At 44.6% G+C, this 13,764-nt stretch carries 17 protein-coding genes; 6 read left to right on the forward strand and 11 right to left on the reverse strand.

The window, feature by feature from the left end; all coding sequences use genetic code 11:
- Positions 1 to 67 precede the first annotated feature (67 nt).
- Positions 68 to 517, forward strand: a complete 450-nt coding sequence (locus tag AC1DFM_RS30025) for a DinB family protein (RefSeq protein ID WP_477080478.1) — start codon at positions 68 to 70, stop codon at positions 515 to 517.
- On the opposite strand, the gene AC1DFM_RS30030 is transcribed toward AC1DFM_RS30025, so the two are convergent.
- The 5 genes from AC1DFM_RS30030 to AC1DFM_RS30050 all read right to left on the reverse strand — a co-directional run bounded on the left by AC1DFM_RS30030 (position 518) and on the right by AC1DFM_RS30050 (position 3,951).
- On the reverse strand, positions 518 to 1,198 hold the full coding sequence (locus tag AC1DFM_RS30030) for a LytR/AlgR family response regulator transcription factor (protein ID WP_477080479.1): 681 nt from the start codon (positions 1,196 to 1,198) through the stop codon (positions 518 to 520).
- Positions 1,195 to 1,932: a sensor histidine kinase gene (locus AC1DFM_RS30035; protein WP_477080480.1), complete on the reverse strand. Its 738-nt coding sequence runs from the start codon at positions 1,930 to 1,932 to the stop codon at positions 1,195 to 1,197. The genes AC1DFM_RS30030 and AC1DFM_RS30035 overlap by 4 nt, the downstream gene beginning before the upstream one ends.
- A gap of 409 nt (positions 1,933 to 2,341) precedes the next feature.
- Positions 2,342 to 2,884 (reverse strand): hypothetical protein, encoded by a 543-nt coding sequence (locus AC1DFM_RS30040; RefSeq protein ID WP_477080481.1) that lies wholly within the window; start codon positions 2,882 to 2,884, stop codon positions 2,342 to 2,344.
- On the reverse strand, positions 2,872 to 3,357 hold the full coding sequence (locus AC1DFM_RS30045; RefSeq protein ID WP_477080482.1) for an RNA polymerase sigma factor: 486 nt from the start codon (positions 3,355 to 3,357) through the stop codon (positions 2,872 to 2,874). The genes AC1DFM_RS30040 and AC1DFM_RS30045 overlap by 13 nt, the downstream gene beginning before the upstream one ends.
- Before the next feature lie 63 nt (positions 3,358 to 3,420).
- Positions 3,421 to 3,951: a DUF1697 domain-containing protein gene (locus AC1DFM_RS30050; protein ID WP_477080483.1), complete on the reverse strand. Its 531-nt coding sequence runs from the start codon at positions 3,949 to 3,951 to the stop codon at positions 3,421 to 3,423.
- A 35-nt stretch (positions 3,952 to 3,986) separates the two neighbouring features.
- Here AC1DFM_RS30050 and AC1DFM_RS30055 point away from each other — a divergent pair, with 35 nt between their 5' ends.
- Positions 3,987 to 4,661 (forward strand): hypothetical protein, encoded by a 675-nt coding sequence (locus tag AC1DFM_RS30055; protein ID WP_477080484.1) that lies wholly within the window; start codon positions 3,987 to 3,989, stop codon positions 4,659 to 4,661.
- Here the strand turns inward: AC1DFM_RS30055 and AC1DFM_RS30060 are convergent.
- A complete protein-coding gene (locus AC1DFM_RS30060; RefSeq protein WP_477080485.1) occupies positions 4,637 to 5,392 on the reverse strand; it encodes a DUF4184 family protein in 756 nt (251 codons plus the stop codon). The genes AC1DFM_RS30055 and AC1DFM_RS30060 overlap by 25 nt on opposite strands.
- Positions 5,393 to 5,564: 172 nt before the next feature.
- Here AC1DFM_RS30060 and AC1DFM_RS30065 point away from each other — a divergent pair, with 172 nt between their 5' ends.
- A complete protein-coding gene (locus tag AC1DFM_RS30065; protein WP_477080486.1) occupies positions 5,565 to 6,092 on the forward strand; it encodes a YceI family protein in 528 nt (175 codons plus the stop codon).
- Between the two features lie 140 nt (positions 6,093 to 6,232).
- Complete coding sequence (locus AC1DFM_RS30070) at positions 6,233 to 7,516, forward strand: DEAD/DEAH box helicase (RefSeq protein WP_477080487.1); 1,284 nt, start codon at positions 6,233 to 6,235, stop codon at positions 7,514 to 7,516.
- Between the two features lie 74 nt (positions 7,517 to 7,590).
- On the opposite strand, the gene AC1DFM_RS30075 is transcribed toward AC1DFM_RS30070, so the two are convergent.
- The 3 genes from AC1DFM_RS30075 to AC1DFM_RS30085 all read right to left on the reverse strand — a co-directional run bounded on the left by AC1DFM_RS30075 (position 7,591) and on the right by AC1DFM_RS30085 (position 9,153).
- Positions 7,591 to 8,178, reverse strand: a complete 588-nt coding sequence (locus AC1DFM_RS30075) for a YceI family protein (RefSeq protein ID WP_477080488.1) — start codon at positions 8,176 to 8,178, stop codon at positions 7,591 to 7,593.
- 26 nt (positions 8,179 to 8,204) lie between these two features.
- A complete protein-coding gene (locus tag AC1DFM_RS30080) occupies positions 8,205 to 8,639 on the reverse strand; it encodes a DoxX family protein (protein ID WP_477080489.1) in 435 nt (144 codons plus the stop codon).
- 61 nt (positions 8,640 to 8,700) lie between these two features.
- Positions 8,701 to 9,153, reverse strand: a complete 453-nt coding sequence (locus AC1DFM_RS30085; RefSeq protein ID WP_477080490.1) for a MarR family winged helix-turn-helix transcriptional regulator — start codon at positions 9,151 to 9,153, stop codon at positions 8,701 to 8,703.
- Positions 9,154 to 9,322: 169 nt separating this feature from the next.
- On the opposite strand from AC1DFM_RS30085, the gene AC1DFM_RS30090 reads away from it, so the two are divergent.
- The gene (locus tag AC1DFM_RS30090; RefSeq protein ID WP_477080491.1) at positions 9,323 to 9,850 is read left to right on the forward strand and encodes a DinB family protein; all 528 of its coding nucleotides are present in this window, start codon (positions 9,323 to 9,325) and stop codon (positions 9,848 to 9,850) included.
- Positions 9,851 to 9,950: 100 nt separating this feature from the next.
- Here the strand turns inward: AC1DFM_RS30090 and AC1DFM_RS30095 are convergent, their stop codons facing one another.
- Both AC1DFM_RS30095 and AC1DFM_RS30100 read right to left on the reverse strand, forming a co-directional pair.
- On the reverse strand, positions 9,951 to 10,691 hold the full coding sequence (locus tag AC1DFM_RS30095; protein WP_477080492.1) for a 3-oxoacyl-ACP reductase family protein: 741 nt from the start codon (positions 10,689 to 10,691) through the stop codon (positions 9,951 to 9,953).
- Between the two features lie 90 nt (positions 10,692 to 10,781).
- Complete coding sequence (locus tag AC1DFM_RS30100; RefSeq protein WP_477080493.1) at positions 10,782 to 11,321, reverse strand: DinB family protein; 540 nt, start codon at positions 11,319 to 11,321, stop codon at positions 10,782 to 10,784.
- Positions 11,322 to 11,463: 142 nt separating this feature from the next.
- On the opposite strand from AC1DFM_RS30100, the gene AC1DFM_RS30105 reads away from it, so the two are divergent.
- The gene (locus AC1DFM_RS30105; RefSeq protein ID WP_477080494.1) at positions 11,464 to 13,710 is read left to right on the forward strand and encodes an alpha-L-rhamnosidase N-terminal domain-containing protein; all 2,247 of its coding nucleotides are present in this window, start codon (positions 11,464 to 11,466) and stop codon (positions 13,708 to 13,710) included.
- The last annotated feature ends 54 nt before the right edge of the window (positions 13,711 to 13,764 follow it).

Here is a 13,764-nt window from a genome sequence, read left to right on the forward strand (position 1 = left end):
TCATAAAGCTATTGAAAAGGGAAGATTTTTTAAGCAGAAAGATCTAATTTTGAAAAAAGAGATTTCCATGGCAGTGCAGCATGTAGCGCAACAACTATTACATCTGTGTAACATTATTCCTGATCGTATCCGGCAAATACCAGACGCTGATTTTTCGGCTAAACCCGCGCCGGGTAAGTGGTCTAAAAAAGAAATCCTGGGCCATCTTGTAGATTCTGCTGCTAACAATCACCAACGGTTTGTAAGAGGCCGTGTAGAAGATATACCTACTATTGCCTATGGTAGCGATGCCTGGGTAAGCGCCCAACAATATCAGCAGCAAAACCGGCAATTGATATTGCAATTATGGGAAATATATAATCGTCATCTGGCGGCTATTATCACCATTATACCGGAAGATGATCTGTTGAAATGCTGTAAGTACGGTGATGGTACTGTATTGCCGTTGCAGTTTTTAATAGAGGACTATCAGCATCATATGGAACATCACCTGAAACAAATTTTGGGTAGTTATTAATTACAATCCCAGCTGCCGGAAAAGCGTTTCCTTATAACTGCTCCCAATCGGGACTTCATGTTTTTGCAGGTAGATGCAATTGCCCTGTATATGCGTAATATTCGTTTTATTCACGAGGAACGACCGATGTATTCTGATAAAAGTAGCAGGAGGTAGCATGCTTTCCAGCGCAGAAAACGCTATGTTAGGAACAATGACTTGCTGCTGGCAAACTACTTTGGTATAATTCCCTTTTGCTTCTGCAAACAAGATGTCGTTGTGCGATAGCTTATAAATTTTTCCATCTGCTTTCAGGAAAAAATAAGGCGTATTGGCAGATGCCGGCTGAATTTTTTCTTTGGCCTTGTCAATGGCTACCAGAAAGCGTTCCAGCGAGAACGGCTTTACGAGGTAATCACAGGCCGATAAGTCAAATGCATCTGCCGCATATTCTTTATAGGCAGTAGTGAATATAACGGCAGCGGGTATTTGTTTTAATGTTTTCAGAAAACTGATGCCATTTAGAACAGGCATATTGATATCCAAAAATAGCAGATCTATTGGCGTAGTATCAAGGATGGATTTAGCTTCCAGCGCATTGCCGCAGGAACCTGCAATATGTATGAAAGGAAGATGACTACAGTAACCCGCTATTATTTCTCTGGCTATAGGAGCATCATCAACGATAAGACAATTCATCATTTTTTTACCGGAATAGTTAACGTAACAATATAAAATCCATCTGATTTTTCATGACGGTATTGGTAGGTGTCGCTGTACAATAGTTCCAGGCGCTTTACGGTGTTAGTGAGCCCAACGCCATTGACTTCTGCAATGGTATCCGTTTCCTGTGTATTGTACGAGTTTTTAACGGTAAAGCATATACGTTTTTCTGAAACAGTTAAACGAATATCTATATAAATTTTTCCGGCGGCATCATTTTGAGAATGCTTAAATGCATTTTCAATGAATACAATCAGCAACATTGGAGCAATCTTAATATCAGGATCGGTAACGGGTGCAATGTCGGTAGTGAGTTTTAATCTGTCGCCAATATTGGTAGTAGCCAGTTCTATGTAGTTGTTGATATAGGCAATTTCAGATTGTAGTGGTACAAAGTCTTGCCGCGCATCATATACGGTATATCGCAACAAATCTGATAGTTGGAGAATTAACCCCGGCATACGCTGACTTTGCGTAAGGGAAAGACCATACAGGTTATTCAATGTGTTAAACAAAAAGTGCGGACTTAGTTGAGACAACAACATATCCAGATCATGCTTTTGTTGGGTGGCCGCCAGGTAGTGTTGCCGCATGGTGTGGCGTACCATTTTTAGCCCAATGCCCACACAAAGACTGAACAAGATAAATGGAGCTACAATAAGGTAGGAGAGCCACAATGACTTATAGAGTATTTCATTCGTGAATATATACATTGAGGTAGGAAATATTACTGTCATCAAGATAAATCCAAACAGAAAGTGGGCAGTAAACTGTAAGGTTTGTCCGCGAAACAGATACGTACTGCACAGATATCTGCCTGCATTTACTACGGCCATAAACAGCAAAAGGATATTTCCCTTATATGGAAGACTATTATGAGGGAAAAGAATAATGTACAGGATATTTAAAACGTATATGGCTCCAAAAAAGAGATAACGGGGCCATTTTTTCTCCGTTATAAACAAGGCTAGTAGCCACTTTTCTGCAGTTGATCTACCTGTTGTTGTTATCATGTCGACTAGTGTTTTCATAGCGCTAATCTCGGCAGCAATTTCAACCAAGATAAATGATTAGGCCGAACCTTTCATAACAGGTGTCGAACAATGGATTTTGGATGATGAGTCAGGCGCTTTGTAAGGAGGTGATCGTCTCATTGAGTCGTTGAATTCTGCCTGCCCATATTTTCCGGAGGAAAAAGAATTGTATTCCCATCAGTACTACAATGATAGCTACCGCCATATATTTACTGTTATCCCAGTGAATGGGTACCAGGAAGAAGGTGAATATGCAACCAAGCGCCAATAATCTCGAAGATATCGCTGCCATGGCGTAGCGTTTGAGTTGTTGCCGCTGCCGCTGCAATTGCTCCAGTAAATGCTGGCCCGTAGCGGGATTTTTCGCCAACAGGTAACCGGTTAAATTATACAACACGATAAATATAATGGCCACTACCAACAGCAAGTTGAGATAAAACGGCTTTTTATCGCCATCGAAAAAGTCGTAGTAAACTGTCAGGAATATACCATACCCTAATGTCTCAATAACCATTTGTTTCCTGATTCCCCGCATCACCGGCGAGGCTTGTTTACTGGCAATGGCCTGAATATCCGCACTGGTTCGTGTAGGCGTGGGCGTATTATCCCAGGCTGATTTTAGAGGGTCCATGATGAAGCGTTTAACTTATTTTTAAGTTTGGTTTTAATCCGGTTGATTTTTACACCCACATAATTTTCGGCAATGCCAATGATAGCGGCTATTTCCTGATAGCTAAAGTCGTCGAGATACAATGCGATGATAGCTTTTTCTGCATCCGAAAGCTGTTTGAGTGCGGCAAAAAGTTGATCCTGCTGCTGCGTGCTGGTATTTTCGGTGGCAGGTATCTCCGGTAATGTATCGGTATAGGTAACGGAGATGCTGCGTTTGCGAAAGCCAGCCAGCGCGGTATTGAGAGCAATGCGATAAATCCAGGTGCTGATTTTGGCATTGCCTGCATAGGAAGGGAACGACTTCCACAGCTGGTAAATCATTTCCTGGAACAGGTCTTCCCGGTCTTCCGGACTATCCCGGTACAGGCGGCAAAGCTTATGTAGTATCCCCTGGTGCTGCGCTATAACGGAAAGAAAGGCCGGTTGATCCATGAATATTGCTTTTACAGATTAGTTGCCGCCGGGGTTAAAAAACTTACAGGGATCTCAACATATTTACCAGATCACCTTATTTACCGTAGCCCAGTTACGGGTAGTACAGGGAACGCCGAGCTTCTTTTCCAGCTGGGCAATGATATCCAGCCCCTTAGGTACCAGGTCTTTTTTAATCATGGTATATACTTCCGTATCTGTCATACGCAGGGTTTCGGCTTCCGACTGCAGCGCAGCAATGACTCCGGCTGCATGAGGGCCTGCCGGTGCCGAAAGAAAGGATACATATATCTGCAGATGCTTATCCGGCACAATATCCGGGAACGGCGTATGTGCCACTACCGTCTCCAGCTGCATTACCGACCGGATAATACTAGGGACTTCAAATCCATAATTTTCCAGCAGCAGCTGTTCCATTTTTTTTGCTAAAGCCGTTGCATTACTGCTGCCCGACTCAAACATCACATTACCGCTCTGTATATAGGTGCTCACCTTTTTAAAGCCGGCAGCTTCCAGTTGTTGCCGCAAGGTTTCCATTTTGACAGTACGCTTGCCCACATTTACTGCCCGGAGAAAAGCTACGTATTTAGCCATAAGGGTTTCAACTTTACTTTGTAAGTTTGTTTTATATGCATTATTTAGCAATCATACACAAATTATACAACCTGGCGGAAGATGCCAACAATGGTTATCCGGAAACAGCCGTTGCGGCCCTGGAACATCGGCTACAGATCCAGTTGCCGGCTGCCCTGCGGCAATATTATCTCTCCCTGGGTAATAACAAAACAGTGAACGATAGTTTTAATCGTTTAACTTCTTTGGGAGAAATAGGTTTTTCGGAAGATGATCACCTTATTTTTTATGAAGAAAATCAGGCAGTGGTATTATGGGGTATTGCGAAAGCTGAATTGCAACAGGACAATCCTCCTATTTACGGTACCTACGATAGCCATCGCAAAGAATGGTTTACCGACTCCGATACCACAGAACATTTCTTGTTATCAATGGCCTGGTGGAACGGTGCGCTGGGTGGCCTTACCTATACTGCATTTACAGATCTGGAAGAAGACCTCACACCTGCACATATAAAAACCATTACCAGCCACTGGAAAGAACAAACCGGCATATCCAATCAGCTGCTACGGTTTTTTACCAACGACTACGAAGATATTATTGTACTCACTACGGAGCAGAATGGCACTGTGAATGGCGTGTATCTCGGTACTAACGAGGAGGCACGTTTTCAATCCATTTTAGACACGCTTCAGATGGAATGGTGTTACCGGACCGACCGCGACGAATAATTGCCCGGACGGAATATCACCAGCGTCATCATCAAGCCATAGAATAAGCCGCCAAGGGCGGTGGCGAGGTAATCCAGCCCCTTACAGTAGATGTAATGAAAGCGTTCATTGACTAACAATACCAATACACTTAATAAGATGGTAGTTAGCCAGAATGCTGCTTTTCGTGCAGGGGGCGCCGTTAGCGTATTTTTTACAATAGATAATTTTAGAAAGAAGTAAAAAAGAAGCAGCAGACCTAACACAGAACTGATGTATTGCATCAGGTACCACATTTTCATAGGATGTTGTCCCACTTGTATATCCTTCTGCAAAAATGCTGAACTGGTAACAAAATAACCATCTGCATGTGTAAAAGCATCGAGGAAGAAATGTGTTAGTACCCCGATAAAAATGGAGGTAAGCACTACGATGTAGTGTTGCCTGAAATACTGATGCCAGTTGAACGTACGGAATAATTGTAACCGGCCGCGAACCCACTCTGGTAAATACGGCATTAGTATATGCTTTACCAGCCCATGATACAGGTAAGCCAATAGCAGGGCTAACGGAATATCATATACGAAAATCCCCCACCACAAATGCCCGAGGTTGAAATAGGGATTAAGAAAAATAAAATATAAAAAATCAGGCACCATACTGCCTATAATCAGGCCGGTAGCCGATAGGTATTTTCGGGGAGTGTTAGAAAAGGGAACAACTATCGCCGCATGTGATATTGTGAATGGCATCGTCTAATGGTAATTGGATATAAATTTAAATTAATTATAATAAATAACAGCGTTGTTTTAAAGAAATGTTAATGTTATAATCGTCCATCATTTCCAGTAAAATGTCCAACTGATCCTGATGTGATAACACGTACTTTTATATGGTCTWTGAAAACATAAAAAACAATGTGCTATGACAAACTGGAAAATTGATGAATCACACAGCGAAATCGGATTCAAAGTTAAACATCTCATGATTACTAACGTGAGCGGATATTTTACACGATTCAATGGAAGTATTCAAACGAACAGTGAAGATTTTCACGATGCAACTATTACGTTCGAAGCAGCGGCAGATAGTATTGATACGCAAAACAAGCAACGGGATGAACATCTGAGAAATGGCGAATTTTTCGATGCATCCAATCATCCTAAAATCAGCTTTGTGTCTAAAAAAGTGAGAAAGGTAGGTGACGAAGCCTATAAATTACTCGGCGACCTGACCATCAAAGGAGAAACACATCCCATTGAGTTGGATGTGGTACATGGTGGGGTAACCGTAGATCCTTATGGACAAACCAAAGCCGGTTTTGCCCTCAAAGGACGCCTTCACCGCACTGATTACGGCTTGCGCTGGAATGCCACCACCGAAGCCGGAGGTATTGTACTCAGTGATGAAGTGAAGCTGAACATGGAAATACAATTGGTGAAACAATCCTAAAATATAAGCGAGAACGAAAGCCCCTGAAGCGAAGATATTAGCGAAAAATGAATATAATTTCCGCTAAAGTCCCCGCTTCGGGGGCTTTTTGCTTTTTGCCTGCCGCTTTATCCTATCTTTGTGCTTTCCAAGAACAGCACATGAAATTTGAACAATATAATATCTCGGCTGAAATAAAGGACAGTCTGGAAGAAATGGGCTTTAAAAAGCCCACTGATATACAATTTAAAGCCATCCCTTCTATCCTGAACGGAGATGATGTAATGGCAATAGCCCAGACCGGTACCGGTAAAACAGCTGCTTTTGCCATTCCTATCCTGCATCGCCTGCAACAGCAGGACCGCAGATACCGGAAAGACAAATACGAGGTGAAGTGCCTGGTAATGGTGCCCACCCGCGAGCTGGCCATCCAGATAGCAGAAGTATTTCAGGCCATTGCCCAATTCACAGAACTCACCATCCTGGCGCTGGTAGGCGGCGTAGATCAGGGGCCACAGATCAAAATACTGGAAAAAGGCGTAGACGTGTTAATTGCTACCCCCGGCCGTATGTTCGACCAGATCAATCAGGGACATATTGACCTGAGCCAGGTGAAAACCCTCGTCCTGGATGAGGCCGATCACATGCTGGACCTGGGCTTTATCCGCGATATCCGGGATGTAATCAAGCATATTCCCCGCGAGCACCAAACCCTCTTCTTCTCCGCTACCCTGAATAAAGACATTAAGGACCTGGCTTATTCCGTAGTGAATAACCCTATCCGCATACAAATATCTCCCAAAGACCCGGTATCCAAAAACGTAAGTCACGCCGTAGCCTATGTGGAAATGGATGATAAACGCTTTTTCCTGGAACGACTGCTCAAGGAATTTCCGGAAAGCAAAATCCTGGTATTTGTTCGTACCAAAGTACGTGCAGAACGCGTGATGGCAGCCATGGGCCGTATCGGCATCAAAGCCCTCACCATGCACGGCGGTAAAGAACAAGGCGATCGGCTGGATGTGATGGACGTGTTCAAAAAAGGGGAAATAAAAGTATTGGTCACCACCGATGTAAATGCACGCGGTATTGATATCCCGAACGTAGACTACGTAGTAAACTACGACTTACCCGATGTGCCGGAAAATTATGTACACCGTGTTGGTCGTACTGGCCGCGGCGTACAGAAAGGTCAGGCCGTTTCTTTCTGCAGCACAGAAGAAAAGCCGATCCTGGACGAAATCCAACAATTCCTGGGAAAGCCTATTACAGAGATGAAAATCAATAAAGATGATTATCGCGAAACGATAAGTTTCTCTGAGGATGTTCCTAATGATAACTGGCAGCTACTGCTGGATGAGCATAACAAAGAAATGGAGGAGCTACAGAAAAAAGTGAAGAAGAGAGCAGCGGCAAACATGAAGAAGAAAGCGAAGAAGAAATAAAAGTATCAGATATAAAAAAGAAAGCTGCTCTATATAGAGCAGCTTTCCTTTTTATATCTGATGTGTGTGTTATATTATTGCTTCACTGCTTCCACGTTCACCGTAATATCCACTGTTGGCGCTACTGCATAAACTCCGGAAGGTAATTTATCCGCATATTTTACACCAAAATCAAGACGGTTGATACTGGCTTTTGCAGTAAAACCTGCTCTTCTCAATCCCCATGGATCTTTAATTACACCGTTGTAAGTAACGTCAAAGGCTACACGTTTTGTAGTGTTGCGGATGGTAACATCTGCTAACAATACATATTTATTACCTGTCAGTTTCTTCATAGAAACGCTTTTCAGGGTGATAGACGGGTATTCTGCTACGTTAAAGAAGTCGTCAGTTTTCAGGTGACCATCACGTTGATCTACGCCGGTAGAAATGCTGGAGGCATCTACGGTGAAATCTACTTTCGCGTTCTGGAAGTTAGTGCTGTCGGTAGTTTCAATGGTGCCATTGAATTTGGTGAAATGGCCTTGTACGTAGCTAAGACCTAAGTGTTTTACACCAAAGATGATGCTGCTATGTGCAGGATCTGCATTCCATTTAACTTGTGCAAAAGTTACGATGCTGGCTAATACCAGGAGGGCCGTGAAAAAGAAGCTTTTTTTCATGATTGTTTTTTATTGCGTTTAAAAATTTATTTAGTGAATTGACGATCAACAGACCAGCGTCCGGCGCCTTTAATGATCAGGGCGAGGTTGATACCGATTACCAGCAGGTGGTATTCAAATCCTTCCCCGGCTTGTGTGCCTCCCCAGTTCATGAAGAAACCGTTAGCGGCATGCATGCTTATAGCTACTAACATAATAACTGTTAACATGGTTGCCCATATACGCGTAGTAAATCCAAAAAGTATCAGCAGGGAGCCGATGCTTTCAGTGAATATTACCAGGAAAGCCAGGATAGCGGGGGTGCCATTGGAAGTAAAGAAGTTCATGGTGCCTTTAAATCCGTGGCCACCAAATAGCCCCAGTAATTTCTGTGCGCCATGTGGTAACATCACCAATGCTACGGTGATACGCACAATGAAGGAGGTAAGGCTGCTGTCTGTCTGAAGTAATTTCTTAAACATTGAAGTAGGTTTGTTAATGTGTGTACTATTATTGTATATACAACTGTTTAAGCAAAAAAAATCAATCCCGGAGTTTATCCAGCAATTCACCTAATATGTTTGCTTCTTCTTTTGTCAGTTTCTTCGTTAATTCCTTGTGGCTTTTTTCCATAATCGGGTCCAGCTCTTTCAGCAAAGCCAGTCCTTTATTGGTAATCTCAATTTCCACTTTACGGCGATTGGAATCACATTGCTCCCGGGTTAATAGCCCTTTTTGGCGCAATTTTTCCACTAATCGGGTCGCATTGCTCATCCGGTCCATCATCCGCTCCTGGATATCCAGCAGGTTTAATGGCTTGGGCGCACTGCCGCGAAGTATCCGCAGCACATTGAATTGCTGGCTGGATAAGTCGAATTGCTTCAACGCCTGATTAGCACCTACTTCCAGCCAGTTACCAGTAAATATGATGTTCAGCATGGCTCGTTGGTATTCATCCTTAAATCGGGTCTGCTTCAGTTCTTCTTCCAGTTTCATAATTACAATTACAACTGTTGTTTATACAACAAAGGTAGGTGTATTTTTCATTTTACCAAATTTTCAGCAAAAAATGGGGATTGAAACTTTTTTTCACTTCTTTAAAAGCCTACTGACAAACAGCTGTCACATACCGGTTGTTCCTTTGTATTACAAAACACGAACAACTATGATACAAGCTACCACTGCACCCCAAACCTCTTTTTCTGCTATTGCCCGGGCAAATGCTGCCTGGAATCTCTGGGCCAATAATACCCTGTTGGCATGGTTGGAAACCAAATCGCCCGAATTGCTGGATGTGGAGGTAGCCTCCAGTTTTTCCTCTATCCGCAAAACCCTCCGCCACATCTGGAATGTACAGGATTGGTGGATGGCTAACCTGCTCGGTGAAGAACCTGCATTTACATATGGAGAAGTATACACCGGTACCATAAAGGATGCCATGGAAGGACTAACCGCCTCCTCCCAACGCCTCAGCAGCTATTTTGAATCATTATCAGCAGCAGAAATGGTGGATACCTGCAGGGTAGCCATTCCATTTACCGGCGATTTTGATATCCCCCGCTTTGAAATGATACAACAGGTGGCTAATCACAGCGCCTACCACCGCGGACAGGTGGTGACCATCGGCCGTAACGTAGGCATTACCGATGCGCCAATGACAGATTATATGTACTGGAATTTGTTAGTGAGATAATTCAGATATAGCTTTTAATAAAAATGCAGAGAAGATGATCATGTAATCATCTTCTCTGCATTTTGCTAACGGCTAACAGCTAATGGCTAATAGCTACCTATTATGCGTTCAAGCCTCCATCAATGGTCAGTGCAGAGCCATTGATATAACCGCTTTCCGGTCCTGCCAGGAAGCTCACCAGGTCTGCTACATCGGTATCCTGACCATAATGTCCTAATGCGATGTGCTGACGTTGGGAATCGGCGTGAGGTCCATCCGCAGGATTCATATCTGTATCTACCGGACCGGGTTGTACCAGGTTGGTAGTAATGCCCTGATTACCGAGGTCGCGGGCCAGCCCTTTGTTAAAGGAAATAAGTGCTGATTTACTCATACCATACAGGGTGCCATAAGCTCCTACTACCCGGTCAGCCATGCAGCTGCCAATAGTAATGATACGGCCACCTTTGGTCATATGCTTCACCGCTGCCTGCGTGCCCACAAATACGGCACGGGTATTTACAGACATCGTATATTCATAATCTTCCAGCGTGTACTCCGTGAATGGTTTCATCACCGCTACGCCGGCATTATTAACGAGTATGTCTATACGACCATGCGTGTTAACCGTATGATCTACTGATGCAACCACTGCTTTAGGGTCGGCGCTGTCTGCCGCAACAGCAGATACCTGCTGTCCTTTCGCTGTTAACTCCTCCACCAGGGCATTTGCCGCCGCGGCGCCTTTTACATATGTGAATACTACAGTGGCTCCGTCTCCTGCTAAACGTTTAACAATGGCAGCTCCCATACCACGACTTCCTCCTGTAACCAGTGCGATCTTATTTTCCAGACGTTTCATAATTGAATGATTTTATGTCTGCAAAACTAGAGCGGGCTACTGGTTTAAAGAAGAGGTGTGTTAATTGTTAACTACTAACCTCCTTGTTAGTTATGCGCTGGTGGCTGTTTCCGAAGGATGCTGTAAGTAACGGCTATTGATAATATCCAGGTGATGTACCTGATGTCCAACAATCGTAAATCCTAATGCCAATACAGACATTTCTGTTTTCCAGCACATGCCGGTGCGCGACAATACGCTATCAGAATAAGCGGCAAACTGGGCAATAGTGGCTTTACGTAGGGTAATCAGCTCGTCCAGCACATCTGCCAGACTACGGCCATCGGTGTCAGCATTATCGGCGTAAATATCCTGATCCATGCTGGGCGCCGTTTGTGGATCTCTCCGCGCAAACATCATAGAACGATAAGTGAAAACCCTTTCTGTATCTGTAATATGCTGCAATACGTTTTTTAACGTCCATTTACCTGGCGCATAGGCATAGTCGCTTAACGATGTTAATTGCTTCATATCCAACGCTTGCAGTGTTTGTAAAGACTGCTCCAATGCAGTGCGAAGGTCAATGTCGGGAACCAGGCTGATATAGCGGCTATAATATCCGGGATCAATCCCGATATCGCTTCTTTTCATATGGTGAATTTTAAGGAAGATGAATATACGAACATTTTCCCCGCTGCTCCAGCCATATCAGACGATCATTTAAAAATATTATAATATTTAATATATTTGTATATAACATATCCTGACTACCTGTTATCTACAACCTACTACTATGAAATATCTGCATCGATGTGTATTACTGCCGGCACTCATCGGATTAACGATGGCCGCAAAAGCACAGGCGCCGGAACCTCCCCATAACATGCCACGGCAATGGGACGCGCGTTGGATCAGTGATGGCGCAGCTGCCCCGGCAGCCTTTGGCGTATATCTTTTCCGTAAACAATTTGAACTGCTCAATTATTCAGGCCCGTTTATTATCCACATCTCTGCGGACAACCGTTACCGTTTGTACGTGAATGGACAGCTTGTGGGCATGGGACCTGCCAGGGGCGACCTTTCCAACTGGAACTATGAAACCATCGACATCGGTCCGATGCTGAAATATGGCAAAAATGTAGTGGCCGCCGAAGTGGTGAATTATGGCAGCAGCAAGCCCCGCGGACAACTCACCGCATCCGCCGGATTACTGATACAAGGCCATACCTCGCAGGAAGCTGCTATCATCAACACCGGCACCACTTCCTGGCATGTGATGGAAGACCCATCCATGGATGTGCTTCCCGTAAAAACAAACAACAACGCTTTCTATGGCGCCTATCCCGGAGATAGCATTACTGCCCAATATCATCCCTGGGGATGGGAACAGCTGAACTTTAAAGACAGCCTTTGGAATGTAGCCACTGCTACTGCCGGTGTTGCCATACAAGGCAATAGCGCCAACGATTGGCGCCTGCTCTCCCCCCGGTCCATTGGCCCGCTGAAACAGGAACGACAAAATTTTACCGCTATCACTACTACATCCGGCATCACTACAGACCCTGCCTTTTTGAAAGGAACAGCGCCACTTACGATACCGGCTAAACGAAAAATACGATTGCAACTCGATGAAGGTCAGCAAACAACCGGGTTTCCGGAAATACTGCTCAGCGGAGGACTGGATGCCACTATTAAAATAACGTATCAATCGGCCTATCACAACCCACAGGAGATATCCGATGTAATCCACCTCGATGGCGGTATCCGCCGTAAGTTCACGCCTTCCGGTTACCGCACATTCCGTTATATACAACTGGATATTGAAACAGGTAAAGCACCACTCATCCTGCTGGACTACTATAACGTATATACGCAATACGAGCTGAAAGATAAATCTGCCTTTACTGCCAACCCACAAGCGGATTCATTGTGGAATAACGGGAAACACGCCGCCTTGTTAGGCGCCCAGGACAATTTATACAATGATCCCTTTAATGAACAATTACAATACATCCAGGACGCACATATCCAGGGGCTGGCCATTGCATTTTTTTCCGGAGATGATAAACTGCTGAGAAATGTAGTGGTACAGGCAGACCAGTCGCGCATTCCGGAAGGCCTGATCCGTTCCCGCTATCCGTCAGACGACCGCCTGTTAAGCATTACAGATGCATTGACCTGGATCGGCACCCTGCAGGATTACCTCTTGTATAAAGGAGATAAAGCGCTGGCAAAACAATTGTTTCCCGGCGTAAGAAATATCCTCGATTGGATAGAACGTCATCAGGACCCAGCTACCGGCCTGCCCGGTAATATGCCTTACCGCGATAGCATCGCAATGGGGCCACTCACAGGGCAGTATTTGTATGCCTTGCGACAAGCCGCCGCGATCGCCGGTTACTGCGATAAAGGAGCCGACTCCCTGCAATGGAGCCGCACTGTTGATAAACTCCGGGAAGTATGGTATCAGCAATGTTTTGATGGAGACAAAGGATTGTATGCAGAAACAGCCGGGAAGAAAAGTTTCTCCCGCTACACCAATGCCATGGCAATATTGGCGCAGGCTGTTCCGCCCAGGCAGGTAAAGAATATCATGCAGCGTGTGGTAAGCGAAAAACCTGCAGCGGATGAGTCGTTGCGGGAGAAATATTACATCTTCAAAGCGATGCAGGAAACAGGTGTAACCGCTACATTTCCGGCGGAACTCGAATACCTGTGGAAGCTAAAGGAAGAAAACAGCCCGGTCATGTACCAGTCGGCCGCCGCAGTGGCTAACCTATTCCTGTTGGGGATTACCGCAGGTATACAATCCACTTCGGCTAACTTTAAAACCGTATTGATAGCGCCAGACCCGGGCGCTTCATCACAGGTAAAAGCAACCATGGTACATCCGGATGGCGGTCTCATGGAAGTAAACCTGTCTTTCAAAAATAATCGTGTAACCGGTACCGTTAAACTGCCTTTTGGTGTAACCGGCAAATTCCGCTGGAGAAGTAAGGAGATTACGCTGAATGGCGGACCACAGGAGATCAGTTTGTAATGGTGATATCTTATTTAATGCACAAGGCCTTCGCAATTTGCGAAGGCCTTGTGC

Source organism: Chitinophaga sp. 05T412, from assembly GCF_056396465.1.